Raw genomic sequence first — 24,087 nt, 5'->3', positions numbered from 1 at the left:
TGCAAAACAAAAACCCATTCACAACACCGCTCGGCGCGGGGTGGAGCAGCCCGGTAGCTCGTCAGGCTCATAACCTGAAGGCCGCAGGTTCAAATCCTGCCCCCGCAACCAAGCACACACACAAACCGTCTCAGATATCTCTGAGGCGGTTTTTTTATTGCCCAACCCACACGCGCCCATGGCCGGCGGCGGCACGCAACCGCGGCGCCCCCTAGGGGTTCCCCCGATTGCCGTCGCGCCCGTCCCGGGCGAAACAGGCGTCAATGGCCGGACATGCACCGGCAGCATGGCAGGAAAGGCAGTTCAGCATGACCCAGGTGGCCCCGGTTCCCGAACAGGCCGAGCTTGAGACGCATACCGGCTTTCGCTTCACCGTTCGCCCGGTCCGGCGCGACGACGAGGCGGCACTGGGCGAGTTCTTCGCACGCGTGACGCATGAGGATCTGCGCTTCCGTTTCCTCACCAGCGTCCGTGAAGTGAGCCACGACCGGCTCGCGGCGATGACGGGCGTCGATCACGACAAGACCGAGAATTTCCTGGCGTTCGACAGCGACGGCACCGTCGTCGCGACGGCGATGCTGGCGATCGACGACGCCCGCGAGAGCGGCGAGGTCGCGATCTCGATCCGCCCCGACTACAAGCTGCGCGGGATCAGCTGGTCGCTGCTCGAGCATGTCGTCGCCTATGCCGAGGCGCGCGGGCTCAAGTGGATCGAATCGATCGAGGATCGCGAGAATCGCGCCGCGATCAGCCTGGAGCGCGAGATGGGCTTCATCATCGAGCCGATCGAGGACGACCCCACGCACGTGCTGGTGCGCCGCCAGCTCCGCTGAGCGCATCGACACACCCGAATGCACGACCGCCCCGGGAAGCATGACTTCCCGGGGCGGTTTGCGTTTCGGCAGGGCGCGGTTCAGCGCGCGGCCGAATCGGTTCCCGATGCCTGGAACAGCGCCACGCTGTCGGTCAGCCGGGCGGCGCGCGCCTGGACGAGTTGCTGGGTCGCCTGCGCGTCGCTCGACTGGGCGTTGAGCAACGCGAGCGTGCCCACCGCGCCCAACTCGGCCTGACGCCGCGTGAAGCGGAGCGCCTGCGCCGCGGCATCGCGCGCCCGCGTCGCCGCGTCGAGCGCAGCGGCGTCGGCGCGCAGCGCGGCGAGCGCATCGTCGAGGTCGAGAAACGCCTGGAGCGCCGCGGCGCGATATTGCGCCTTGGCGGCGTCATAGGCCGCCTCCGCAGCCTTTTGCCGCTGGTGCAGCGCACCGGCATGGAAGAGCGGCTGCGTCAGCCCGCCGATCACCGCGAAGAACGGATTGCCCGCGCCGAACAGGTGGTCGAGCGATTGGGCCGAACCGCCGGCATTGCCGCTGAGCGTCAGGCTCGGCAGTCGTGCCGCGATCGCCTGGCCGACATCGGCCGCTGCGCTCTGGAGCTGGGCCTCGGCCGCGCGGATGTCGGGGCGACGGGCGACCAGATCGGCGGGAATACTGACCGGCAGGTCGGCCGGCAGCGTGATCGTCGCGAGCGCCGGCAGCGGGGGCAGGGGGCTGCCGGCGGGCTGGCCGATCAGCGTCAGGATCATCCCGCGCAAATGGCTGCGCGTCTGCTCGAGCGGGGGCAGCGCGGCCTCGGCGGTGGCGAGCGCCGCCTGCTGGGCGGCGACGTCGGCGGCGCCGACCTCGCCCAGCGCCTGGCGCCGCTGCAGGAGCGCCAGGATCGCGCGATTGCTGGCGATGCTCTGCGTCGCGGCCTCGATCTGGGCCTCGGCCGCGGCATGGTCGATCACCGCGACGACGAGGTTGGCGACGAGCATCGTGCGCGCCGCGTCGCGCTGGGCAGCCGCTGCCGTCGCCGCGGCGCGCGCCGAGCGGATCGCGGTGCGCCCCGCGCCGAACAGGTCGACGGGATAGCTGACGCTGAGCTGCGCGGTGTGGAGCGTGTAGTTGAGCCGGTTGTCCGCCGTCACCGGCGACAGCGAACGCGCCGTGCGGGCACGTTGCGACTGGAACCCCAGATCGACCTGCGGGCCGAAATCGCCGCGCGTCGCCGCGGCAAGCGCATCGGCCTGGCGGAGGCTCGCCTCGGCTGCGGCCAGATCGTTGTTCGCCGCGAGTGCGTGCTCGACCAGCGCATCGATCTCCGGGCTGGCGAAGCGGTGCCACCACCCGGGCGCCACGACCGCGCCGGCCTGGAGCGACTGGGCCGGGCCGCTCGCCGGCGCGATCACCGCCGATTGCGGCGCCGGCGGCATCGCGACCGCGCCGTGCGGATCGCGCGGGCCGGGGGTGCAGGCGGCGAGTGCCAGCGGCGCGCAGGCCAGTCCCAGGCGCAGGCGCCGCCCCGCGGCGCGGATCGTCATTGCTGCGGGCGCGGTCATGCGCTTGCCTCCGGCGCGAGTTCCGCGCGTGTCTGGATGGGATAATGCTGGTGGCGCGAGAAGGTGACGATCAGCACCGGCAGGATCAGCAGGATCAGCACCGGCGCCAGCGTCATCCCGCCGACGACGACAAGCGCGAGCGGCTTTTGCACCTGGCTGCCGATGCCGTTCGACATCGCGGCGGGGAGCAGCCCGATCGCGGCGGCGAGGCAGGTCATCACCACCGGGCGCAGACAGGTGCGCACCGTCGCCGCGATCGCGCTGGGTCGATCGTGCCCTTCGTCGACCTGGAGGTTGAAGGTCGTCACCATCAGGATGCCGTCCATCACTGCGATGCCGAACAGCGCGATGAAGCCGATCGCCGCCGAGATGCTGAACGGCGTCCCCGTCAGCGCGAGCGCCAGCACGCCGCCGACGACCGCGAGCGGGATCACCGAAAAGGCGAGCAGCGTGTCGACCACCGAGCGGAAATTGGCGAACAGCAGCAACAGGATCAGCCCGAGGCTGAGCGGCACGACGACCTGGAGCCGCGCGATCGCGCCGGCCAGGCTGTCGAGCTCGCCCGCCCATTCGATGTGATAGCCGGCGGGCAGCGGCACGTTGCGCGCGATCCGCGCCTTCACCGCGTCGACGGTGCTGCCCAGGTCGCGTCCGCGCACGGCGAACTTGATCGGGACATAGCGTTCCTGATGCTCGCGATAGATGAACGAGGCGCCCGAGGTCAGCCGCACCTGTGCGACTTCGGACAGCGGCACCTGGATCATTCCCGAACCGTTGGGCGCGGTAGCCCCCACGGTGATGTTGCGGATCGCCTCGAGGCTGTCGCGCTGGCCCTGGTTGAGCCGGACCATGATCGGGAAGTGCCGGTCGGTGCCCTGTTCGTAGAGGTCGCCGGTGCTCTGCCCGCCGATCGCCGCGGCGATGGTGGCGTTGATGTCGTCGGGCGACAGGCCGTAGCGGGCGGCGGCGACGCGATCGACGTCGATCCGCACCGTCGGCTCGCCCAGCGAGTTGGACACGCCCAGATCGGCAACGCCCTTCACGCCCGCCATCTGGTCCTTGATCTGTCCCGCCAGCCGCGTGATCGTGGCAAGGTCGGGGCCGAACACCTTGACCGAGTTGGCGCCCTTCACGCCGGATGCGGCTTCCTGGACATTGTCCTGGATATATTGCGAGAATTCGAGGTCGACGCCGGGGAAGCGCTTGCGCAGCCGGGCGTCGAGCTCGGCGGTCAGCTTTTCCTTGGTGACGCCCGCGGGCCATTGTGACGCGGGCTTGAGCGGCGTGTAGAATTCGGCGTTGAAGAAGCCCGAGGCATCGGTGCCGTCGTCGGGGCGGCCGTTGACCGACACGACGCGATCGACTTCGGGATAGCTGGCGATGATCTTGCGGATCTCGTTGACCACGGGCTGTGCCGATTCGAGCGAGATCGAGCCGGGCAAGGTTGCGCGGATGTAGAGATTGCCCTCCTCGAGCTGGGGCAGGAACTCGATCCCCAACGAGCGGACGGCGAGCCCCGAGGCGAGCAGCAGCAGCACCGCCACCCCCATCGTCACGACGCGATTGGCGAGCGCCCAGGCGACGACCGGCTCATAGACGCGGCGCAGCGAGCGCACGACGCGCGTCTCGACCTCGTTGAGCGCGTCGGGCAGGATCAGGGCGGACAGCACCGGCGAGACGGTGAAGGTCGCGATCAGCCCGCCGATGATGGCATAGGCATAGGTCTTGGCCATCGGACCGAAGATGTGCCCCTCCACCCCCGTCAGCGTGAACAGCGGCAGGAAGCTGACGATGATGATCGCGGCGGCGAAGAAGATGCCGCGATTGACGTCGGACGATGCGCGCAGGATCGCCGAGAAACGGCTCGCCAGCGTGAAATGCCCGCCGCGCGCCTGCACCGACTGCGAACGCTGGACGAGATAGCTGAAGATATTCTCGACCATGATGACGCTGGCATCGACCACCAAGCCGAAATCGAGCGCGCCGACCGAGAGCAGATTGGCCGATTCGCCCTGGAGCGTCAGGATCAGCACGGCAAAGGCGAGCGCGAACGGAATCGTCAGCGCGACGATCACCGCGCTGCGCAGGTTGCCGAGGAACAGCCATTGCAGCACGAAGATCAGCAGGATCCCTTCGACCAGATTGTGCATCACCGTGTGCGTGGTGACTTCGATCAGGTCCGAGCGGTCATAGATGCGTTCCAGCCGGACGCCGGGGGGCAGCACGCCGCCCTTGTTGATCGTCTCGACCTCCTGCTTGACCGCCTGGATCGCGGGCATCGACTGGGCACCGCGCTGCATCAGCACGATCCCCATCACGACGTCGTCGTCCTGGCCCTCGCCCGCGATGCCGAGCCGGGGCAGGTTGCCGATCTTCACCTCGGCCACGTCCTTGAGGAATACCGGCGTGCCGTTGTTGGCGCCGACCATGACGTTGCGGATCGCGTCGACCGACTGGATCAGCCCGACGCCGCGGACGATCGCCGCCTGCTGGCCGAAATTGACCGTCTGGCCGCCGACATTGCCGTCGCTCTTGGCGATCGCCTGAAGCACCTGCGGCACGGTGACGCCGTTGGCGACGAGCTTGGCGTTATCGACCTGGACGTCGTAGCTGCGCAGCTTGCCGCCCCACCCGACGACGTCGACGACGCCGGGCAGCCGCTTGAAGCGACGGTCGAGCACCCAGTCCTGGATCGTCTTGAGGTCCATCACCGAATAGCCGGCCGGGCCGACGAGGCGATAGCGATAGATCTCGCCGATCGGGCTGGTCGGGGAGATCTGGGGCTGCGCATTGTTGGGCAGCGTGCCGAGCTGCGAAAGCCGGCCGAGCACGAGCTGCTGCGCCTCGCGGAAGCTCAGGTCATAGGTGAACTGGATCTTGACGTCGGAAAGCCCGAACAGCGAGATCGAACGCACCGCCTTGATGTTGGGCAGGCCGGCGATCGCGATCTCGATCGGGGTGGTGACGTTGCGTTCCATCTCCTCGGCCGAGGTGCCCGAGCTTTGCGTGACGACCTCGACCATCGGCGGAACCGGGTCGGGATAGGCTTCGATGTTGAGATTGGCGAAGGCGACCGCGCCCGCCACGATCATCCCCACCAGCAGCATCACGATCAGGAGCCGCTGGCGGAGCGCGAGTTCGACGAGCTTGTTCATCCGCCGATCCCCGCCTCGTTCACGAACAGCGCGCCGCCCGTGACCACCTTTTCCTGCGGCGCCAGCCCCGAAAGGATGCGGGTATAGCCGCCCGCCGTCTCGCCGATCGTCACCGCACGGCCGACGATCGTGCCGTCGGCGCGGGCGACCCAGACGCGGGCGCTGTCGCCTTCGTGGATCACCGCTGCCGACGGCACGAAGATGCCGCGCGCCGCGTCCTCGCGCGTCCGGATGGCGAAGCTGGCCGACATCTGCGGCTTCAGCGCGCCATCGGGATTGTTCACCGTCGCGCGCACCGCCAGACGGCGCGTGACGGGATCGAGGGCGGCGGCGACATTGTCCACGACGGCGCTGAAGGAGCGACCCGAGAGGGCCGGCGTGGTGACGGTGAGGGCATCGCCCTTGTGGATCGTGGCGGCCTGGCTTTCGGGAAGCTGCGCGACCAGCCAGACATGGTTGAGATCGGCGATCGTCAGCAGCGGCTTGTCGCCGCCCGCGCCGATATACTGGCCGGGGGCGACGTCGCGCGTCGCGATCGTGCCGGCGACGGGCGCGCGGTAGATCACCGAGGCGCCGCCGGTACCGCCATGGCCCCACAGCGCCAGCTTGTTGCGCGCGGCGGCCCGCGCCGCATCGGCGGTACGCAGCGCCGACTGCGCGGCGACCAGATCGGCCTGGGCCTGGCGATAATCCTTTTCGGCGCCGCCGGCGGTGCGGAAGATCGCCTCCTGACGCTGGGCATTGGCGCGGGCGATCGCGAGTTGCGCCGTGGCGGTGCTGTGCTGCGCCTCGGCCGTCATCAGCGCGTTGCGCGCGTCGACCAGATCGGCGCTGGCGATACGAAGCAGCGGCTGGCCGCGCGTCACATGCTGGCCGGCCTCGACATAGACTTCGGCCACCTGCCCCGAATAGGGGAGGACGACGGGCGTGCTGTGGTTTTCGTCGACGGTGATCGTGCCGATCGCGTCGAGCATCGCCGCCGACCCGCCGCTGCGCACCGGCTCGATCCGGATCTGCGCGCGCTGCTCGGGCGTCGGGCGGAACACGCCCGGCGGATCGCCGCGCTCGGCCGCGGGCGGATGGGCACCCAGGCTGCGGATCGCCACCACGGCGACGCCGACCAGCGCCAGCGCGGCGGCAATCACGGCAAGGATCAGAATCTGGCGGTTACGGGGAAGGTGCGGCGCCGCCGGCAGCGGCGCGGCATTGGCTTCGTGGCTCACATCAAACCTCATCGCGCCGTTGCGGCGCACAATCGGCCGCGCCATAGCTGGGGGCGCTTACACGACGCTTACGGGGGCCATGCGCCGATGCGACTGCTGCTGGTGGAGGACGACACGGATCTGGCGGCCGCGGTGCGCGAGGCGTTGCGCCGCCGCGGCGTCGAGGCCGATGTCGCGCACGACGCCGGCGACGCGCTGCAGATGATCGAGAATGCCGGCTATGCCGCAGTGCTGCTCGACCTGGGACTGCCCGACATCGACGGCGTGACGCTGATCGAGCGGCTGCGTGCGCGACGCAACCCGATCCCGATCCTGGCGCTGACCGCGCGCAGCGCGCTTGCGGACCGCATCCGCGGGCTCAATGCCGGGGCCGACGACTATATCGTCAAGCCGTTCGAACCCGACGAACTGGTCGCGCGCGTGCAGGCGGTGCTGCGCCGCCAGTCGAACGTCGCCGAGACGATCCAGGCGATCGCCAATGTCCGTTTCAACCATGCCAATGGCGACCTGTGGGTCGATGCCGAGCCGGTGCTGCTGTCGGCCCGCGAGCGCCAGCTTGCCGAGCTGCTCGTCCGTCGCGTCGGATCGGTGGTGCCCAAGCGGCTGGCCGAGGACCAGCTTTTCGGGCTCGACGAGCCGACCGGGTCGAACGCGCTCGAGGTCTATGTCCACCGGTTGCGGCGCAAGCTGGCCGACGCCGGCGCGGCGGTCCGGATCGAAACGATCCGCGGCGTCGGCTATCTGCTCAAGGCGGCGTGACGGTGCACGGGGCGTGGCGCCGTTCGCTGATCGGGCAGATCCTGCTGGTCGAACTGGCGGCGATCGCTGTCGCGGCGCTGGTGCTGCCGTCGATCACCGTGTCGATGCTGCGCCAGACGATGCTCGTCTATCAGCGCAACTCGCTGGTCGAGCAGGCGCAGGACGTCGCGCGCGAACTCTCGCTCGGCCCCGATGCCCAGCTCCGCGTCGCGCTGACCCCCGCGCGTGCCCAGCTTTACGCCACCCCCTATGACGGGCGTGCCTTTGCCGTGATCGATCGCGACGGGCGGCTGGTGGCGCGCAGCCGCTTCGCCGCGGGCGTACCGTGGGACCAGGCGCCGCGCAGCCAGCGGGCGCGCAGCTTCCGCGCGGGCACCTTTGTCGGTGCGAGCCTTCCCGTCGTCGTGGCGGGGCGGCATTTCTGGGTGCTGGTCTCGCAGGACGAAAGCGGGCCGGGGGCGATCCTCGACGACGTCGTCGCCAGCTTCCTGTGGCGCTATCTGGCGCTGCTGGTGGTCGTGCTGCTGCTGCTGCCGCTGGTCAACAGCCTGCTGATCCACCGCGTGACGCTCGCGGTACGGCGCGTTTCGGCGCAGGCGGCGGAAATCGACGCGCAACGGCTCGACGTTCGGCTCGACGAGCGCGGCGTGCCGGCCGAAGTCGCGCCTTTGGTCGCCGCCACCAACGCGCTGGTTGCGCGACTCGCGCAGAGCTTTCGCCAGCAGGCCGAATTCATCGCCAATGTCGTCCACGAATTGCGTACCCCGCTCGCGACGCTGCGGATGCGCGCCGACGCGGTGGTCGACGCGCCGGCGCGCGCGGCGCTGACGGTTCAGGTCGAACGGATCAGCCATGTCGTTGCCCAGCTTCAGGATCTCGCCTCGCTCGACGAGCCCGACCAGGCGGCGCTGGAACCGCTCGACCTGGGCGAAGTGGCGCGCATCGTCGTCGGCGACCGCGCGCCCGCGATCTTGGCGGCGGGCGATACCGTGGCGCTGGACGCGCCGACGGCGCCGGTGCGCGTGTGCGGAAATGCGACGCTCGCCGAAATGGCGATCGGCAACCTGGTGGGCAACGCCGCCAAGCATACGCCGCCCGGCACCGCGATCCTGGTGACGGTGCGCGACGACGGCAGCGTCACCGTCGCCGATGACGGACCGGGGATTGCGGGGGCAGCGGACGAAGTGGTGCAGCGCTTCTGGCGCGCCGACCATCAGCGCAGCGACAGCGCCGGGCTTGGCCTGTCGATCGTCGCGCGGATCATGCAGGTGCACGGCGGCACGCTGGAGATCGGAACGGCCGAGACCGGCGGCGCGGCGTTCACGCTGCGCTTTCGCCCGGCAGCCGGCGACATGCGGACGCCCGCGCGCGGCTGACCCGCGGCGGGGCGGGAAGGGGGCCGGCCGCACGCATCGCGCGGGCAGGCCCCTCAGTCCTCAACCGAGCATCGTCCCCGTTTCGACGAAGCGCTGGTGCCAGCTCAGCGCCTCGCCGAGCAGCGACGGCGCGTGCTGCCCATAGCTCGACTTGCGCGCGCGCTCGTAATAGTCGCGCAGCATCGGGCGATAGGTGGGGTGCGCGCACTTCTCGATGATCAGCTCGGCGCGCTGCTTGGGGCTGAGCCCGCGCAGGTCGGCCAGCCCCTGTTCGGTGACGATCACCTGAACGTCCTGGTTGATATGGTCGACATGCGCGACCTGGGGCACGATCGCCGAGATCGCACCGCCCTTTGCCGTCGACGGCGTCAGGAACACCGAGACCGAGGCGTTGCGCGCGAAGTCGCCCGATCCGCCGATGCCGTTCTGGATGCGTGAACCCATCACATGCGTCGAGTTGATGTTGCCGTAGATGTCGGCCTCGAGCATGCCGTTCATCGCGATGCAGCCCAGCCGCCGCACGAGTTCGGGGTGGTTGCTGATCTCCTGCGGGCGCAGGATCATCTTGTCGCGGAAGGCGTGCATGTCGGCATTGAGCCGCGCCGCCGCTTCCGGGCTGAGCGAGAACGACGTCGCCGAGGCCATGCGCAGCTTGCCCGATTCGAGCAGGTCGAGCATCCCGTCCTGGATCACCTCGGTATAGGCGGTCATGTTCTCGAACGGCGCGTCGATCAGCCCGGTGAGCACCGCGTTCGCGATGTTGCCCACGCCCGACTGGAGCGGCAGCAGGCTGGCGGGCATCCGGCCCTGTTTCACCTCGTTGGCGAGGAAGTCGAGCAGGTGGCCGGCAATCGCGCGCGCGGTGTCGTCGGCGGGGGTGAAGGGCAGGTTGCGATCGGGCGAATCGGTTTCGACGATCGCGACGATCTTGTCGGGATCGCACCGGAAATAGGGCTCGCCGATGCGGTCGTCGGGGCGGACGAGCGGGATCGGCACGCGATGCGGCGGCAGCGCGGTGCCGTAATAGATGTCGTGCATCCCTTCGAGCGCGGCGTTCTGCCAGCGATTGACCTCGAGGATCACCTTCGATGCGCGGTCGATCCAGGTCTTGTTGTTCCCGACCGAAGAGGACGGGATCAGCGATCCGTCGGCGCGGATGCCCGACACTTCGACCACCGCGACGTCGAGCGGGCCCAGAAAGCCCTGCCACGCCATCGGCGCGACCTGGCTCAGGTGCATGTCGAAATATTCCATCTCGCCGCGGTTGATCTTGTCGCGGGCGATCGGATCGGAGTTGTAGGGAAGGCGGAATTCGATGCCGTCGGCCTTGGCCAGCGCGCCGTCGAGTTCGGGGCCGGTCGATGCGCCGGTCCAGACGCGGACGCGGAACGGATTGCCCGCCGCATGCTGTTCCTCGATCCGGGCGGCGAGGGCAAGCGGCACCGCCTTCGGATAGCCCGAGCCGGTAAAGCCGCTCATGCCCACGGTCGCGCCCGACTGGATATGGGCGGCCGCCTCTTCGGCGGTGGCAATGCGGCTGCGCAGGGTGGTGCAGGCAATGCGATCGGACATGGTGGTGTTGACGCTCCTCTCTTCATGGGGCGGGTCTTGGCGATCCGTCGAGCGCGCCTATGCGCTGCCGAACGCGCGCGAGACAAGCATAGTTGTGCGCCTATCCGGGGTTTCACGCGTTGTTTTTTGCGCGGACAGCGTTAGCGGGCGGCGAAAGCGAAAGTCTGGCGTGCGTCGTCCGCAAGTCGCGGATGCAGTCGACGCATGGCTTGCATTTGAAGGATGTGGCGATTGACCGAGGAGCAACTGGCCGAACAAGTCGGCCGATTCTATTCCCGCGTGCGCGAGGACGCGTTGCTCGGTCCGGTTTTCGACAGCGTGATCGACGACTGGCCCGCGCACCTGGTGAAGCTCCAGGCCTTCTGGTCGTCGGTGATGCTGTCGAGCGGCCGCTACCACGGGCGACCGATGCCGGCGCATGTCCGCCACGCCGACCGCATCCGTCCCGAAATGTTCGAACGCTGGCTGCACCTGTGGCGCGAGACCGCCGACCAGGTATTCGACCGCGACGATGCCGACGCGCTCGTCGCGAAGGCGGCGCGAATGGGGGAGAGCTTCTCGCTCGCGTTGTTCTTCCGGCTTTAGGTGCCGGGACCGGGCCTTTTCTGGCGCCGACCTGGGAAATGTCTTGCTGAAGGCGTGGCGGGGATCATGCTCATCGACGGTTCATCGCGCGGGGCCGAGGATAGGCGCGCGATTGGAGAGGAACGGATGATGGCGGGGCGATGGAAAGCGAACGGGGCATTGCTTGCCGGCGTAATCGCGCTTGCCGGGTGCATGCCGGTCGGCACCGACGATGCCTATTACGGCCCCGCCAGCGCACCGCCGCCGCCGCGCACGCCAATCGACGGCGGGGCGGAGCCGGCGCCCGACGACGCCTATGCCTATCTCGATCGCGCCGAGGCGTTGTGGGCCGCGATCGGCCAGTCGCCGCCCGACCATAGTTTCGACTTCGACGGCGGCCAGCCCTGGGCCTGGGAAACCGCCGACGGCCACTGGGTCGTCGTCGAGGACCGCGATGCGCAGATGCGCAGCTATTATTTCGCGCCCGGCGCGCGCGATCCCTTTCTGGTCGCCGAGGGCGGCAACCGTTTCGCCTTTGCCAAGGGCCGGCTGGTCTATGTCTATGACGCCGAAGGGCGCCCGGTCGATCCCGACGGTGCGGGCAGCGACGCGCTGACCCGCCGCGCCGACTGGCTGCTCGATCGCGGCCGCGCGTTGCGCGCGGTGCTGTCGCGGCGCGAATGGGAGAGCGTCGACAGTACCAGCTGGATCGACACCAGCCCGATGCTGTGGAGCAACATCGACATCTGGTTCGCCACGCGCGACATCGATCCCGGCTGGCGCCGTTATCGCGACAGCCGCGAGGCATGGCTGCTTCGCGAACAGCTCGCCGCCGAACGGCGCCGGCGTGAGGAACTGGCGCGCCGTTTCCGCGAATGGCGCGAGCACGGGTTTCAGGGACCGCCGCCCCCAGGCGTGCGCCCGCCGCGCGGCTGGCCCTGGGGCGGTCCGCGACCGGGCAAGCCGCCGGTGCCAGGCCAGCCCGGCCAGCCCGGCCCGGGTGGTCCGCCGCCCGGAACCTCGGGGCCGCAGCCGCCGAATGGGCCGCGACCGACGCCCCCGCGCGGTCCCTGGCATCCGGGTTGGCCGGCACCGGGAACCGAAGGTGCCGGCGGTCCGCCGCGCGTTCCGCCGCCGCCGTCCCCCCCTCCTGCGACCGCGGGGCCGCAGCAGCCGGACGCGACGCATCCGCGGGTGCCCCCGCGCGGGCCGTGGCGACCCGGCTGGCCCGCGCCCATTGCCGGCGCGCCGCCGCATGTCCCGCCGCCCGGCGTGCCCGGAACGCCGCCGTCCGGTGCCCCGCCGCGCCCCGCGCCGCCGACGGCCGGCGCGCCGATCCATGACGACGGGCGTCCGCTGCCCGATCGGCCGCGCCCGCGCTGGGACGGCGATCATCCGCGTCCCGACTGGACGGCCGGACGGCCCCGGCCCGAGCCGCAGGCACGGCCGACACCGCCGTTCCTGCCGCCGCCTCGTCCTGCACCCAGCCTCGAGCCGCGGCCGCAATCGGCGCCGCCGGTCGCCGCGCCGGCACCGCCGCGCCCGGCATCGGCACCGCATCCGGCACCGCGTCCGGCACCGCCGCCGCGAGTCGAGCACGGGCACGCCGTGCTCGAACGTCAGATCCGGCAACAGGACTGATCGGCGCGCGTCGCGGCGTTCAGCCGCGCGGGAAGGGCAGCAGCGCCGCCAGCGCATCGCGCGGCGGCGCGCCCGGGACGGCATGGCCGCGATCGATCAGGAAGGCGTGGCGCACCAGTTCGGCCTGTTGCTCGATGCCATAGCGTGCGAACGGCCGCCCCGGCGCGTAGCGATAGCGATAGCGACAAAAGGGATGGCGCCGCAGCGGCAGGAAAATCCCCTGCTGATGCTGCCACACATGCACCATCTCGTGGATGAACAGCCCCTGGAGCGGCAGGTCCGCCGGGGCGAAATCGTCACGGTACAGGCCGCCTTGGGGATGAAAATGGATCGTGCCGCGCGGTGCCATCACCGTGGCGCGCGGCTGGAAAAACGCCCATTTTCGCGCGGCGATCCGCACGCGCGCATAGTCGATCGACGCGCCGAACATCGTCTGCGCGAGCGCGATCTCACCCGGGGTCAGCGGTCGGTCGTTCATGGCGGACAGATGGGGTGCGGGCCGGTCGCTGTCATCGGTCCCGCATCCCGCCTCACATCACCGCCGCAGTGCGTCAGGGCGCCGGATCGGCCGCACCCACGACCTTTGCCGTCACGTCGAGCTTGCGCCCGCTCGCGAACGAGAGCGTCAGCGGCATCGTGCCGCCTGCCTTTACGGCCGGACCGAGGTCGTACAGCATCACATGCTTGCCGCCCGGCGCGAACACCAGCGTTCCGCCCGTCGGGACGCCGATGTCGCGGATTGGCTGCATCGTCATCATCGGCGCGCCATTGGCTTCGCTGCGCTTCATGCTTTCGTGCAGTTCGGCCCGCAGCGCGGCGGGCGTGGAGACCGCCACCAGCGTATCGGGACGCGGGCCGCCCCGGATCGTGAAATAGGCCGCCCCCGGGTGTCCGGCCACCGCCGGCAGCCGGACCCAGGCCTTTTCCGCCTTCAGTTCGGGCGCCTGCTGGCACCCCGCCAGCGCCACCGCCGCAACCATCGCAGTCCATGCCGTTCGCATCATTGTTTCCCTCCCATCGACGCGCCGTGCGGATGCTAGGGGTCCCCCCTTCTTGCGGCAAGCCGACACGCACCTATATCGCGTTCCAGTTCGCTGCTCCGCATTGCCTAAGTTGCAGGGGTGCGGGGGGCATATCTTTGATTTCGAACTAGGGGCCAATGAGGGACCATGGCTAAAGTTATCGGCATCGACCTGGGTACGACCAACAGCTGCGTCGCCGTGATGGAAGGCGGTACGCCCAAGGTCATCGAGAATGTGGAAGGCGCGCGCACCACGCCGTCGATCGTCGGCTTCGCCAAGGACGGCGAACGTCTGATCGGCCAGCCGGCGAAGCGCCAGGCGGTGACCAATCCGGACAACACCGTGTTCGCGGTGAAGCGCCTGATCGGCCGCCGTTTCGACGATCCGGTGACCAAGCGCGACACGGAACTGGTGCCTTACAGCATCACCCGCGGGCCCAACGGGGACGCCTGGGTCAATGCGGGCGGCCAGGACTACAGCCCCTCGCAGATTTCGGCCTTCATCCTTCAGAAGATGAAGGAAACCGCCGAGGCGTATCTGGGCGAAAGCGTCAGCCAGGCGGTCATCACCGTGCCGGCCTATTTCAACGACGCCCAGCGTCAGGCGACCAAGGACGCCGGCAAGATCGCGGGCCTCGAGGTGCTGCGCATCATCAACGAGCCGACCGCGGCGGCGCTCGCCTATGGCCTGGAAAAGCAGGACGGCAAGACGATCGCAGTCTATGACCTTGGCGGCGGCACGTTCGATATCTCGATCCTCGAGATCGGCGACGGCGTGTTCGAGGTGAAGGCGACCAACGGCGACACCTTCCTGGGCGGTGAGGATTTCGACTCCAAGCTGGTCCAGTTCCTTGCCGACGAGTTCCGCAAGGCCGAGGGCATCGACCTCACCAAGGACAAGCTCGCGCTGCAGCGCCTGAAGGAAGCTGCCGAAAAGGCGAAGATCGAGCTGTCGTCGGCGCAGACGACCGAGGTCAACCTGCCCTTCATCACCGCCGACCAGAACGGTCCGAAGCACCTGGTGAAGAGCATCACCCGCGCCGATCTGGAGCGGCTGGTGGACGACCTGATCCAGCGCACGCTCGAGCCGTGCCGCAAGGCGATGGCGGATGCCGGCGTCAAGGCGAGCGGCATCGACGAAGTCGTGCTCGTCGGCGGCATGACCCGCATGCCCAAGGTCCGTCAGGTCGTGAAGGACTTCTTCGGCAAGGAGCCGCACACCGGCGTCAACCCGGACGAAGTCGTCGCCATTGGTGCTGCGATCCAGGCCGGCGTGCTTCAGGGCGACGTCAAGGACGTGCTGCTGCTCGACGTGACTCCGCTGAGCCTCGGCATCGAGACGCTGGGCGGCGTGTTCACCCGCATGATCGACCGCAACACCACGATCCCGACCAAGAAGTCGCAGGTCTACTCCACCGCTGACGACAATCAGCAGGCGGTGACGATCCGCGTCTTCCAGGGCGAGCGCGAGATGGCGGCGGACAACAAGCTGCTCGGCCAGTTCGATCTGGTCGGCATCCCGCCGGCGCCGCGCGGCGTGCCGCAGATCGAAGTCACCTTCGACATCGACGCCAACGGCATCGTCAACGTGTCCGCCAAGGACAAGGGCACCGGCAAGGAGCAGCAGATTCGCATCCAGGCCTCGGGCGGTCTTTCGGACAACGACATCGACCAGATGGTCAAGGATGCCGAACGCTTCGCCGAGGAGGACAAGAAGCGTCGTGCCGCGGCCGAAGCCAAGAACAACGCCGAAAGCCTGATCCACACCACCGAGCGCCAGCTCGCCGAAAACGGCGACAAGGTCGACGTGGCGCTCAAGGCCGAGATCGAAGCTGCGATCGCCGAGGCCAAGGCGGCGGTCGAAGGCGGCGATGCCGAGGCGATGACCGCCAAGGCGCAGAACCTCGCCCAGGTCGCGATGAAGCTCGGCCAGGCGATCTATGAAAAGCAGGCCGCCGAAAATGCCTCGCCCAACGCCGGTGCCGCTGGCGCCGACAAGGGCGGCGAGGAAGTGGTCGACGCCGAATTCTCGGAAGTCGACGACAACAAGGCGTAAGGCGTGTTCACCCCTTCCGCCGCACGGGCCTTGGTCTGGGCGGGGAGGGGGCGGGCGACCGGGCCCGGCGGCGATGCTGCCGGGCACCGGCCGGTCCATACGGTGCGGCCGGCGCCGCCTTTCGGCGCGTCGGCGCGGCCTGATCGCAGCGCCCGCAAACGGGGGATGCGTCAGCGTCAACGCATCGATCGGGTTTTGGTTCGCACTCCCCCGAAGGGGAGAAGGCTTTTCAGATGACCACCGAAGTCGATTATTATGAACTGCTCGGTTGCGAGCGCACGGCGGACGAGGCGACGATCAAGTCGGCCTATCGCAAGCTCGCGATGAAGTATCACCCCGACAAGAACGGGGGATGCAAGGAAGCCGAGGCCAAGTTCAAGGCGGTCAGCGAAGCCTATGACGTGCTCAAGGATCCGCAGAAGCGCGCCGCCTATGATCGCTTCGGCCATGCCGCATTCAACGGCGGGATGGGCGGTGGCCATGCGGGCGCGGGCGCCGATTTCGGCGCGTTCAGCGACATTTTCGAAAGCGTGTTCGGCGAGTTCATGGGCGGCGGCCGCGGCCGTCCCAACCTGCGTGGCGCCGATCTGCGCTATGACATGGAAATCAGCCTCGAAGAGGCGTTCCACGGCAAGCAGACCGAGATCACCGTCGACGTCTCCGGCGCCTGCGATGATTGCAACGGCTCGGGCGCGACGCCGGGCACCAAGGCCAAGACCTGCGGCACGTGCCAGGGCCATGGCAAGGTGCGCGCGCAGCAGGGCTTTTTCATGGTCGAGCGTACCTGCCCCAGCTGCCACGGTGTCGGCCAGGTGATCGCCGATCCGTGCAAGCGTTGCCGCGGCGAGGGGCGCATCGACAAGACCAAGACGCTTCAGGTCAACATTCCCCCCGGCGTCGACGAGGGCACGCGCATCCGCCTGTCGGGCGAGGGCGAGGCCGGTGCGCGGGGCGCGCCCGCGGGCGATCTTTACATCTTCCTCCACGTTTCGGATCACGCGCTCTTCAAGCGCCAGGGCACGACGCTCTACGCCCAGGCGCCGATCAGCTTCACCACCGCGGCGCTGGGCGGCGAGATCACGCTGCCGGCGCTCGACGGGGAAAAGATCACGGTCAAGATTCCGGCGGGAACCCAGTCGGGGCGCGAGATGCGCCATCGCGGCGCGGGCATGCCCGTGCTTCAGGGGCGTGGGCGCGGCGACCTGGTCATCCGGATCGACGTCGAAATGCCGACGCGACTCACGCCGCGCCAGCGCGAACTGCTCGAGGCGTTCCGCGAGACCGAGACGGGTGAGGAGTGCCCGCAGGCGAGCGGTTTCTTCGCCAAGCTCGCTTCGCTGCTCGGCTGAGTACGCTTCCCGGCGGCATCCGCCCGGCCGACATCGCGAAAAGGCCCGCCCCGCATATTGCGGCGGCGGGCCTTTTCGTCCGGGATGCTGCGGGTGATCGGCGGTGGGCGCGCCTACCGCGGTCAGCCGCGTGCCCAGCGCTTCGCGGCGTGTTCGAAGCGGTCAAAGGCTTCGTGCGCGGCGGCCAGCGCCGATCGCAGTGCCCGCGGCGCCTGGAGCATCTCGTCGAGCTGGCGCACCAGCGCGTGCCACCGTTCGGCCGGTTGCGCCTCGGTCAGATAGGCGCGCGGGAATCCCGGCGGCAACTGGCGTGCGAGGAACTTGCCGCCCAGCCGCGAGCCCTCGAGCACATAGACATGCCCGGCGATCGCGGCATCGATGTCGGCGGTCGTGGCATCGTCGAACCGGTGATCGCCCGTCAGCGTGGGAAATCGGACGAGTTCCTCGACATTGCCGGCCAGCGGCGGCACGTCGTTGAGGTGGCTCAGGTCGGCGCGCAGCGCATCGCCGCGCCGGCGCGCATCCCAGTCGGCGAAGATTCGCGTCACGCCCGCGCGTTCGAGCGCGGTTTCGAGCGGATAGACGACTTCGGCATGCGCGCGCAGAAAACCCGCATAGTCGTCGCGGTCGGTCAGGTCGAACAGGCCGAAGGCGGCATCCACGCGCTCATGCGCCCGCCCGGTGGCGGCGCGCAGGGCTTCCCGGGTCGGGTTCACTCGAAAACGCGGTCGAAGATCGTGTCGACATGCTTGAAGTGATAGTCGAGGTCGAACTTCTCCTCGAGCGTTTCGGGGCTCAGCGCCGCCGTCACCTCGGCATCCGCCTTCAGCAGGTCGAGCAGCGACAGCGCGCCGTCCGATTCCCACACCTTCATCGCATTGCGCTGGACCAGGCGATAGGCGTCCTCGCGGCTTACCCCAGCCTGCGTCAGCGCCAGCAGCACGCGCTGCGAATGGACGAGCCCGCCCATCCGGTCGAGATTCTTCTGCATCCGCGCGGGATAGACGAGCAGCTTGTCGATCACTCCCGTCAGCCGGCCGAGCGCGAAATCGAGCGTGATCGTCGCGTCGGGGCCGATATAGCGCTCGACCGACGAATGGCTGATGTCGCGCTCGTGCCACAGCGCGACATTCTCGAGCGCGGGGGTGACATAGCCGCGGATCATGCGGGCGAGCCCGGCCAGATTCTCGGTCAGCACCGGGTTGCGCTTGTGCGGCATCGCCGACGAGCCCTTCTGCCCCGGCGAGAAATATTCCTCGGCCTCGAGCACTTCGGTGCGCTGCAGGTGGCGCACCTCGGTCGCGACGCGCTCGATCGAGCTGGCGATCACGCCCAGCGTCGCAAAGAACATCGCGTGGCGGTCGCGCGGGATCACCTGCGTCGACACCGGCTCGACCGAAAGGCCCAGCTTGGCGGCGACATGCGCCTCGACGCGCGGATCGATATTGGCAAAGGTGCCGACCGCACCCGAAATCGCGCAGGTCGCCACATCGGCGCGCGCTGCCTTCAGCCGTGCGAGGTTGCGGGCAAACTCGGCATAGGCCTCGGCCAGCTTGAGGCCGAACGTGGTCGGCTCGGCATGGATGCCGTGGCTGCGGCCGATCGTCGGCGTATATTTGTGCTCGAACGCGCGCCGGCGGATCACCGTCAGCAGGCCTTCGAGATCGGCGATCAGCAGGTCGGCGGCGCGCGCGAGCTGAACCGCCAGGCAGGTATCGAGCACGTCCGAGCTCGTCATGCCCTGATGCATGAAGCGCGCCTCGTCGCCCACCTGCTCGGCGACCCAGGTGAGGAACGCGATGACGTCGTGCTTGGTCACCGCCTCGATCGCGTCGATCGCGGGCACGTCGATCGCGGGGTTGGTCGCCCACCAGTCCCACAGCGCCTTCGCCGCCGACTTCGGCACCACGCCCAGTTCGGCGAGTGCGTCGGTCGCATGTGCCTCGATCTCGAACCAGATGCGATAGCGCGTCTCGGGCGACCAGATCGCGGTCATTTCGGCGCGCGCATAACGGGGGACCATGGCAACCTCTTTGGGCTGGCGCCGCGGCGCGGCCGCGACGGAAAAGAACGGAATTGCGCGGCCCCTAGCAGGCGATGCCGGTCCCCGCAACGTCGCGGCGCCCGCGGGTCGGCTGGAAAAGCCCCGCCCGGGACGTCGTCCGCAGGCGCGGGGTGCCGCGCGTCGCCAGCGCGATCGCGACCACGGCCACCGCGGTGCCGCCGATCAGATCGACGCCGTAATGACCGCCGATCGGCACGGCGGCGAGGAACATCGGCACGTGTACCGCCAGGTTCGGCAACCGCAGCCAGCGCAGCGGCCAGGCTGCCCATGCCATCAGGATCGCCAGCGTCGCATGATAGCTGGGGAAGGTGACGATACCCGACAGCCGGGCAAGGTCGATCGCGACCGGCCCGGCGCGGTGGAGCTGCGCGATCGCTTCGCCATAATCGCGCGCATTGTCGGGGATGGCCCCGGTGCCCAGCGCGCCGGCATAATAGGCGAAGGCGGCCTCGGCGGGCGCTAGGCTGAAGATCAGCACGGTCAATGTGCCGCCGACCGCGTGCGCAGCGGTCAGCTGGTACATGCGCTCGTGACGGCCGGTCAGCCACAGCAGCGCCAGCACCAGCGGTGGCGTGATGAAGCAAGCGAGGTAGCAGCACTGGAGCAGCGCGTGCAGCGCCGGCCGTTCGACCACCGCCCGCCGGATCGCGGGCCACGACAGGCCGATCGCGGCGTCGGCGCGGTCGAGCAGCGGATCGACAAAGGGCTGCCCGCTCCGCATGGCGATATAGCTGGCAGCGGCGGTGACAAGGCTGATCACTGCGAACAGCAGATAGGGTTCGGCAAGTGCCAGCGGTGCGCGGAGTTCGGCGGGCGGGCGGCGCCATGCCAGCAGCACCACGGCAACCGTCATGATCGCGATCGCCATTGCACAGGAATTGCGTGTCGGCACCAGCCCGAAGGCCGGCAGTGCGAGCGCCAGCAATGCGGTCCCGATCAGAATCGCGGCCCATTGCCCGCGACGGATCCCGTCGATCATCCGGCGCTCCCTCCGTATTCATCCTTAGGAGAGGCGGGTTAATCTTTGATTTCGCGAATGATTGCTCGGGCGGACCGCCGCCGATCAGATCAACCCCTGCGCGCGCAGGCTGGCATGGCCCTGCGTGCCCAGGATCAGATGATCGTGCACCGTGATGCCCAGCGGTCGCCCCGCCTCGATGATCCGGCGCGTCACCTCGATGTCGGCGCGGCTGGGGGAGGGGTCGCCCGAGGGATGGTTGTGGACCAGGATCAGCGCCGCCGATCCCAGGTCGATCGCGCGGCGGATCACCTCGCGAACGTGCACCGGCGCCTCGTCGATCGTGCCCTCGCTCATGAGCTCGTCGCGGATCAACAGGTTGCGTGCGTTGAGGTGGAGCACCCGAAAGCGCTCGATCACGTGATGCGCCATGTCGGCGCGCAGATAGTCGAGCAGCGCCTGCCAGTTGGCGAGCACCGGCCGCGCGGCCACCTTGGCGCGGAGCAGCCGCAATGCCGCGGCGTGGACCGACTTGATCGCGGCGACGCTCGTCTCCCCCATGCCTTTCACGCGCGCCATCGCCTCGGCATCGGCGGTGAGCAGCCCGGCGATCCCGCCGAATTCGTCGAGCAGCGCCTTGGCGAGCGGCTTGGTGTCCTGACGCGGGATGGCGAGCGCCAGCAGATATTCGATCAGCTCATGGTCGAGTAGCGCGTCCGGCCCGCCCTCGAACAGGCGCCGGCGCAGCCGCCCGCGATGCCCCGAATGGTCGCCCGCCTGGGCGATTCTTTCCCCCGCCATGCCGGCGACTATAACAGCGAATCGCGCGCCGTCATGCCGGCTGCGGAACGTCGCCGGGCGGCACGCGGTTTGGGGCCATGGTGTTGACTCACTCGCTAACGCTTCCTAAAGCGCCCCTGCCTTGGCGGGCTCGCCTCGAGGCGTTCGCGCTGTATCCTGCCGATCCGATCGGCCCGATGGAGAAGCGAAATGGCTGAGAAAGAGCCCGGACCGGACGCATCCGCCGAAGATGCCCGCCTCGCCGCACTCGATGCGCGGCTCGAACGGGCAAAGGCGGAGGATGCGGCGATCAGGGTCGGTACACAGGCAGGGGGCGATGCCAATTATCGCCTCGGCAACCGGGTGCTGGCCGAACTGATCGGGGGCATGGTTGGGGGTTCGTTGATCGGCTTCACGCTCGATCGGCTTCTGGGCACCTCTCCTTGGCTCCTGCTCGTGCTGCTTTCCCTCGGGATCGTGAGCGCGTTCAGGAATATCATTCGGATTTCGAACCAGCGCTCGAAGTAACCTTCGGGCGCTTTGGCTAATGAAGGCGGGCGAGCGAACGTGGCGGCTGAATCTGGCAAGATCGACCCGATGCACCAGTTCCAGATCGAATCGATCTGGAACGGCTTCAATGTTGCAGGGCACCAGATTGCCTTTACCAACTCCGCGCTGTGGATGTGCGCGACCGTGCTGGCGCTGTGGGTGTTCATGCTCGGCGGGATGAAGCGCGAGCTGGTCCCCGGGCGGTGGCAGATGATGGTGGAAACCTTCACCGGCTTCATCGACGGGCTGCTGCGCGCCAATATCGGCAAGGAAGGGCGCAAGTTCCTTCCCTATGTCTTCTCGCTCTTCATGTTCATCCTGTTCGCCAACGTGCTCGGGCTGATCCCGCTCGGCGTTGTCGGCGTGCATCCCTTCGCGGTGACGAGCCACTTCACCGTCACCGGCGTGCTTGCGATCCTCAGCTTCTCGATCGTGCTGGTCGTCGGCTTTGCGCGGCACGGGCTTCGCTTCTTCTCGCTCTTCGTCCCCAAGGGTACGCCGATCCCGGTGCTGATCCTGGTGGCGCCCATCGAGTTCATCTCGTTCATGGTGCGCCCGTTCAGCCTGGCGCTGCGACTCTTCGTCGCGATGACCGCCGGCCACATCCTGCTCGAAGTGCTGGCGAGCTTCATCGTCAGCGCGGGCAATGCCGGCGCGGGCTGGGGCGTGCTGATCGGCGTGCCGAGCTTCCTGCTGATGCTTGGCGTGTCGGCGCTCGAAATGCTGGTTGCCGGCGTGCAGGCCTATGTCTTCGCGCTGCTCACTTCGCTGTACATCAACGATGCCGTGCACCTGCACGACCATCATTGATCCCGTTTCCAACCACGAGATTTCTTTGAAGGAGTGAATTCAATGGACGCACAGGCTCTCAAGCTGCTCGGCGCCGGTCTTGCCGCCATCGGTGCGGGTCTCGCCGCGCTCGGCGTGGGCAACGTCTTCGCCGCCTTCCTCCAGGGCGCGCTGCGCAACCCGGGTGCCGCTGCCAGCCAGCAGGGCAACATGTTCATCGGCTTCGCGGCTGCCGAACTTCTCGGCCTGCTCGCGTTCGTCGTGGCGGTCCTGCTGATCTTCGTCGCCTGACCTTCCTGCCGCTGCCGCCCCCGCGCGTGATCGCCGGGGGCGGGGCGGCGAGCTGACGAGTTTTCCATGCCGCAAATCGAGCAAGTCGCCGCTACCTACGCGTCGCAGATCTTCTGGCTGTTGCTGACCTTCGGGATCGTGTTCCTGACGGTGGGTCTGTGGATCACGCCCAAGGTTGCGGCCACCATCGACGCGCGCGACGCCAGTGTCGCGGGCGACCTCGCGGCGGCCGAAGCCGCGCGCAAGGCGGCCGATGAGGCCGAAGCGCGGTGGCGCGCCCAGGACCAGGCCGCGCGCGAAGGCGTGCAGAAGCGTATTGCCGAGGCGCGTGCCGCGGGCAATGTCGCGGCCGAAAAGGCGCTGGCCGCGGCCAATGCCGAGGCCGAGGCCCGTATCGCGGCTGCCGAGGCGCGCATTGCCGAGGCACGCCAGGCCGCGACCGCGGAAATCGAAGCAGTGGCGGCCGATGCGGCCCGCGACATCGTCGCGCGCCTTTCGGGCGTCGAAGTCACGGCCGCCGAGGCCGAGCATGCAGTGAAGGCGGCGCTGAATGGCTGAGGACAATATCCAGTCGACGGTCGTGCAGGATGATGCCGAGGTGGCGTCGAACCTGCACGCGGCCGGCAAGGGCAAGGGCATGGGGCTTCCCAAGGAAGGCATCCATGCCGTGACCACCGACGCCGCCGAGCATCATGCCGAGCCGACCGTGCTCGGGCTCGACGCACCGGCGTTTGTCGCGCTCGCGATGCTGGGCTTCCTCATCGTGCTGCTGGTCAAGAAGGTTCCGGCGATCATCGGTCGCGGGCTGGACAAGCAGATCGCGGCGATCCGCGCCCGGCTCGACGAGGCCCGCGATCTGCGCAGCGAGGCCGAGGCGCTGCGCGACGAATATGCGCGCCGTCTCGCTGCGCTCGAGCAGGACGCGCAGAAGATGCTCGTCCATGCCGACGAAGAGGCGCGCGCCGTGCTCGCCAAGGCCGAGGCCGATGCGCGCGAACTCACCGTGCGTCGCGCCAAGATGGCCGAGGACAAGATCGCGGCTGCCGAACGCGCGGCGATCCAGGCGGTCCGCGCCAAGGCGGCCGAAGCGGCGACTGCCGCGGCGGGAACGCTGCTTGCCGACCGCGTCGGCCCCGACGCCGACAAGGCGATCGTCGACCGCACGATCGCCGGCATCGGTCGGCTCAACTAAGGTCTGCGTGACCGGCCTCGCGCCGGTCCGCCGCCACGCCGAACGCGCGCCGGTCCGTTGTGACCGGCGCGCGTTCTGCATTTCCGGCATCGGCGGCGTTCGGCGTGCGTCGCGGCTTCCCGATGGCGGTTGCCTCGGCTAGACCGCCGCCATGGCACGACCGCTTTCCCCGATCGGCTGGCTGCGCTTCGGCGCCGGACTGGCGCTGGTGCTCGCCGCGCTGCTCGTCGCCCACGCGCTGCACGAGGGCTGGGGCGGCGCCCGCAGCGCCGACGAGATCCGCGCCCGCGCCGACGCAGAAATGAACCGGATCGAGGCCGAGGCCGACCGCATCGCGAACGAGGCCGCGCACTGATCGGCTGGCCGCGCG

The 24,087-nt window shown here is 68.9% G+C and carries 23 protein-coding genes and 1 tRNA gene; 14 read left to right on the top strand and 10 right to left on the bottom strand.

The features are described 5' to 3' along the window. The first annotated feature begins 34 nt into the window (after positions 1-34). Together ACT3CF_RS15060 and ACT3CF_RS15055 are read left to right on the top strand one after the other, a co-directional pair. Positions 35-111: transfer RNA gene (locus ACT3CF_RS15060), tRNA-Met, on the top strand. Positions 112-308: 197 nt separating this feature from the next. Continuing rightward, on the top strand, positions 309-833 hold the full coding sequence (locus ACT3CF_RS15055; protein ID WP_478424115.1) for an N-acetyltransferase family protein: 525 nt from the start codon (positions 309-311) through the stop codon (positions 831-833). 80 nt (positions 834-913) lie between these two features. Here ACT3CF_RS15055 and ACT3CF_RS15050 read toward each other — a convergent pair whose 3' ends face one another. Genes ACT3CF_RS15050 through ACT3CF_RS15040 form a run of 3 tightly spaced genes read right to left on the bottom strand, consistent with a single transcriptional unit; the run spans position 914 to position 6,755 of the window. Continuing rightward, positions 914-2,377, bottom strand: coding sequence for an efflux transporter outer membrane subunit (locus ACT3CF_RS15050; RefSeq protein ID WP_478424113.1), 1,464 nt, complete (start codon positions 2,375-2,377; stop codon positions 914-916). After that, a complete protein-coding gene (locus tag ACT3CF_RS15045; protein WP_478424111.1) occupies positions 2,374-5,532 on the bottom strand; it encodes an efflux RND transporter permease subunit in 3,159 nt (1,052 codons plus the stop codon). The genes ACT3CF_RS15050 and ACT3CF_RS15045 overlap by 4 nt, the downstream gene beginning before the upstream one ends. Further along, positions 5,529-6,755 carry an efflux RND transporter periplasmic adaptor subunit gene (locus ACT3CF_RS15040; RefSeq protein ID WP_478424110.1) on the bottom strand — a complete coding sequence of 409 codons (1,227 nt, stop codon included), beginning with the start codon at positions 6,753-6,755 and terminating at the stop codon, positions 5,529-5,531. The genes ACT3CF_RS15045 and ACT3CF_RS15040 overlap by 4 nt, the downstream gene beginning before the upstream one ends. Before the next feature lie 87 nt (positions 6,756-6,842). Between ACT3CF_RS15040 and ACT3CF_RS15035 the strand changes: the two genes are divergently transcribed. Both ACT3CF_RS15035 and ACT3CF_RS15030 read left to right on the top strand, forming a co-directional pair. Continuing rightward, the gene (locus ACT3CF_RS15035; protein ID WP_478424109.1) at positions 6,843-7,514 is read left to right on the top strand and encodes a response regulator transcription factor; all 672 of its coding nucleotides are present in this window, start codon (positions 6,843-6,845) and stop codon (positions 7,512-7,514) included. Beyond that, positions 7,511-8,890 carry a sensor histidine kinase gene (locus tag ACT3CF_RS15030; RefSeq protein WP_478424108.1) on the top strand — a complete coding sequence of 460 codons (1,380 nt, stop codon included), beginning with the start codon at positions 7,511-7,513 and terminating at the stop codon, positions 8,888-8,890. Before ACT3CF_RS15035 ends, ACT3CF_RS15030 begins: the two co-directional genes overlap by 4 nt. A 60-nt stretch (positions 8,891-8,950) precedes the next feature. On the opposite strand, the gene ACT3CF_RS15025 is transcribed toward ACT3CF_RS15030, so the two are convergent. Beyond that, the gene (locus ACT3CF_RS15025) at positions 8,951-10,462 is read right to left on the bottom strand and encodes an acetyl-CoA hydrolase/transferase family protein (protein WP_478424107.1); all 1,512 of its coding nucleotides are present in this window, start codon (positions 10,460-10,462) and stop codon (positions 8,951-8,953) included. 222 nt (positions 10,463-10,684) lie between these two features. Between ACT3CF_RS15025 and ACT3CF_RS15020 the strand changes: the two genes are divergently transcribed. Further along, positions 10,685-11,047 (top strand): group III truncated hemoglobin, encoded by a 363-nt coding sequence (locus tag ACT3CF_RS15020; RefSeq protein ID WP_478424106.1) that lies wholly within the window; start codon positions 10,685-10,687, stop codon positions 11,045-11,047. A gap of 129 nt (positions 11,048-11,176) precedes the next feature. Next, positions 11,177-12,667 carry a hypothetical protein gene (locus tag ACT3CF_RS15015; protein WP_478424104.1) on the top strand — a complete coding sequence of 497 codons (1,491 nt, stop codon included), beginning with the start codon at positions 11,177-11,179 and terminating at the stop codon, positions 12,665-12,667. A gap of 19 nt (positions 12,668-12,686) precedes the next feature. Here the strand turns inward: ACT3CF_RS15015 and ACT3CF_RS15010 are convergent, their stop codons facing one another. Both ACT3CF_RS15010 and ACT3CF_RS15005 read right to left on the bottom strand, forming a co-directional pair. Continuing rightward, positions 12,687-13,145 carry a vgr related protein gene (locus ACT3CF_RS15010; protein ID WP_478424102.1) on the bottom strand — a complete coding sequence of 153 codons (459 nt, stop codon included), beginning with the start codon at positions 13,143-13,145 and terminating at the stop codon, positions 12,687-12,689. A gap of 73 nt (positions 13,146-13,218) precedes the next feature. Continuing rightward, entirely contained in the window at positions 13,219-13,671 is a 453-nt protein-coding gene (locus ACT3CF_RS15005) for a copper chaperone PCu(A)C (RefSeq protein ID WP_478424100.1), read from the bottom strand. Between the two features lie 165 nt (positions 13,672-13,836). Between ACT3CF_RS15005 and dnaK the strand changes: the two genes are divergently transcribed. Next, positions 13,837-15,744, top strand: coding sequence for a molecular chaperone DnaK (gene dnaK / locus ACT3CF_RS15000; protein ID WP_478424098.1), 1,908 nt, complete (start codon positions 13,837-13,839; stop codon positions 15,742-15,744). A 233-nt stretch (positions 15,745-15,977) separates the two neighbouring features. Further along, a complete protein-coding gene (gene dnaJ / locus ACT3CF_RS14995) occupies positions 15,978-17,093 on the top strand; it encodes a molecular chaperone DnaJ (RefSeq protein WP_478424096.1) in 1,116 nt (371 codons plus the stop codon). Positions 17,094-17,215: 122 nt separating this feature from the next. Here the strand turns inward: dnaJ and ACT3CF_RS14990 are convergent, their stop codons facing one another. The 4 genes from ACT3CF_RS14990 to radC form a co-directional block, all read right to left on the bottom strand. Then, complete coding sequence (locus tag ACT3CF_RS14990) at positions 17,216-17,809, bottom strand: biliverdin-producing heme oxygenase (protein WP_478424095.1); 594 nt, start codon at positions 17,807-17,809, stop codon at positions 17,216-17,218. Beyond that, the gene (gene purB, locus ACT3CF_RS14985) at positions 17,806-19,116 is read right to left on the bottom strand and encodes an adenylosuccinate lyase (protein WP_478424094.1); all 1,311 of its coding nucleotides are present in this window, start codon (positions 19,114-19,116) and stop codon (positions 17,806-17,808) included. The genes ACT3CF_RS14990 and purB overlap by 4 nt, the downstream gene beginning before the upstream one ends. Before the next feature lie 64 nt (positions 19,117-19,180). Continuing rightward, complete coding sequence (locus tag ACT3CF_RS14980) at positions 19,181-20,137, bottom strand: phosphatase PAP2 family protein (protein WP_478424092.1); 957 nt, start codon at positions 20,135-20,137, stop codon at positions 19,181-19,183. Positions 20,138-20,221: 84 nt separating this feature from the next. After that, positions 20,222-20,917, bottom strand: a complete 696-nt coding sequence (radC, locus tag ACT3CF_RS14975; RefSeq protein ID WP_478424091.1) for a RadC family protein — start codon at positions 20,915-20,917, stop codon at positions 20,222-20,224. 189 nt (positions 20,918-21,106) lie between these two features. Between radC and ACT3CF_RS14970 the strand changes: the two genes are divergently transcribed. From ACT3CF_RS14970 to ACT3CF_RS14945, 6 genes are all read left to right on the top strand, one after another. After that, positions 21,107-21,424: an AtpZ/AtpI family protein gene (locus ACT3CF_RS14970; protein ID WP_478424089.1), complete on the top strand. Its 318-nt coding sequence runs from the start codon at positions 21,107-21,109 to the stop codon at positions 21,422-21,424. A 39-nt stretch (positions 21,425-21,463) separates the two neighbouring features. Next, positions 21,464-22,255 (top strand): F0F1 ATP synthase subunit A, encoded by a 792-nt coding sequence (locus tag ACT3CF_RS14965; RefSeq protein ID WP_478424088.1) that lies wholly within the window; start codon positions 21,464-21,466, stop codon positions 22,253-22,255. Positions 22,256-22,297: 42 nt separating this feature from the next. Next, on the top strand, positions 22,298-22,525 hold the full coding sequence (locus ACT3CF_RS14960) for a F0F1 ATP synthase subunit C (RefSeq protein ID WP_478424086.1): 228 nt from the start codon (positions 22,298-22,300) through the stop codon (positions 22,523-22,525). 66 nt (positions 22,526-22,591) lie between these two features. Continuing rightward, entirely contained in the window at positions 22,592-23,083 is a 492-nt protein-coding gene (locus tag ACT3CF_RS14955) for a F0F1 ATP synthase subunit B family protein (protein WP_478424084.1), read from the top strand. Next, positions 23,076-23,717, top strand: a complete 642-nt coding sequence (locus tag ACT3CF_RS14950; protein ID WP_478424082.1) for a F0F1 ATP synthase subunit B family protein — start codon at positions 23,076-23,078, stop codon at positions 23,715-23,717. Before ACT3CF_RS14955 ends, ACT3CF_RS14950 begins: the two co-directional genes overlap by 8 nt. A 151-nt stretch (positions 23,718-23,868) precedes the next feature. Continuing rightward, entirely contained in the window at positions 23,869-24,072 is a 204-nt protein-coding gene (locus ACT3CF_RS14945; RefSeq protein WP_478424080.1) for a hypothetical protein, read from the top strand. The last annotated feature ends 15 nt before the right edge of the window (positions 24,073-24,087 follow it).

It is taken from the genome of Sphingomonas chlorellae, assembly GCF_056485145.1.
This window is presented reverse-complemented; position numbering and strand designations above follow the sequence as displayed.

Excerpts from the sequence above, each read along its gene's own strand:
- ACT3CF_RS15055 (WP_478424115.1), top strand. The coding sequence starts at position 309 with ATGACCCAGGTGGCCCCGGTTCCCGAACAGGCCGAGCTTGAGACGCAT.
- ACT3CF_RS15050 (WP_478424113.1), bottom strand. The coding sequence starts at position 2,377 with ATGACCGCGCCCGCAGCAATGACGATCCGCGCCGCGGGGCGGCGCCTG.
- ACT3CF_RS15045 (WP_478424111.1), bottom strand. The coding sequence starts at position 5,532 with ATGAACAAGCTCGTCGAACTCGCGCTCCGCCAGCGGCTCCTGATCGTG.
- ACT3CF_RS15035 (WP_478424109.1), top strand. The coding sequence starts at position 6,843 with ATGCGACTGCTGCTGGTGGAGGACGACACGGATCTGGCGGCCGCGGTG.
- ACT3CF_RS15025 (WP_478424107.1), bottom strand. The coding sequence starts at position 10,462 with ATGTCCGATCGCATTGCCTGCACCACCCTGCGCAGCCGCATTGCCACC.
- ACT3CF_RS15020 (WP_478424106.1), top strand. The coding sequence starts at position 10,685 with ATGTGGCGATTGACCGAGGAGCAACTGGCCGAACAAGTCGGCCGATTC.
- ACT3CF_RS15015 (WP_478424104.1), top strand. The coding sequence starts at position 11,177 with ATGGCGGGGCGATGGAAAGCGAACGGGGCATTGCTTGCCGGCGTAATC.
- ACT3CF_RS15010 (WP_478424102.1), bottom strand. The coding sequence starts at position 13,145 with ATGAACGACCGACCGCTGACCCCGGGTGAGATCGCGCTCGCGCAGACG.
- ACT3CF_RS15005 (WP_478424100.1), bottom strand. The coding sequence starts at position 13,671 with ATGATGCGAACGGCATGGACTGCGATGGTTGCGGCGGTGGCGCTGGCG.
- dnaK (WP_478424098.1), top strand. The coding sequence starts at position 13,837 with ATGGCTAAAGTTATCGGCATCGACCTGGGTACGACCAACAGCTGCGTC.
- dnaJ (WP_478424096.1), top strand. The coding sequence starts at position 15,978 with ATGACCACCGAAGTCGATTATTATGAACTGCTCGGTTGCGAGCGCACG.
- purB (WP_478424094.1), bottom strand. The coding sequence starts at position 19,116 with ATGGTCCCCCGTTATGCGCGCGCCGAAATGACCGCGATCTGGTCGCCC.
- ACT3CF_RS14980 (WP_478424092.1), bottom strand. The coding sequence starts at position 20,137 with ATGATCGACGGGATCCGTCGCGGGCAATGGGCCGCGATTCTGATCGGG.
- radC (WP_478424091.1), bottom strand. The coding sequence starts at position 20,917 with ATGGCGGGGGAAAGAATCGCCCAGGCGGGCGACCATTCGGGGCATCGC.
- ACT3CF_RS14970 (WP_478424089.1), top strand. The coding sequence starts at position 21,107 with ATGGCTGAGAAAGAGCCCGGACCGGACGCATCCGCCGAAGATGCCCGC.
- ACT3CF_RS14960 (WP_478424086.1), top strand. The coding sequence starts at position 22,298 with ATGGACGCACAGGCTCTCAAGCTGCTCGGCGCCGGTCTTGCCGCCATC.
- ACT3CF_RS14955 (WP_478424084.1), top strand. The coding sequence starts at position 22,592 with ATGCCGCAAATCGAGCAAGTCGCCGCTACCTACGCGTCGCAGATCTTC.
- ACT3CF_RS14950 (WP_478424082.1), top strand. The coding sequence starts at position 23,076 with ATGGCTGAGGACAATATCCAGTCGACGGTCGTGCAGGATGATGCCGAG.
- ACT3CF_RS14945 (WP_478424080.1), top strand. The coding sequence starts at position 23,869 with ATGGCACGACCGCTTTCCCCGATCGGCTGGCTGCGCTTCGGCGCCGGA.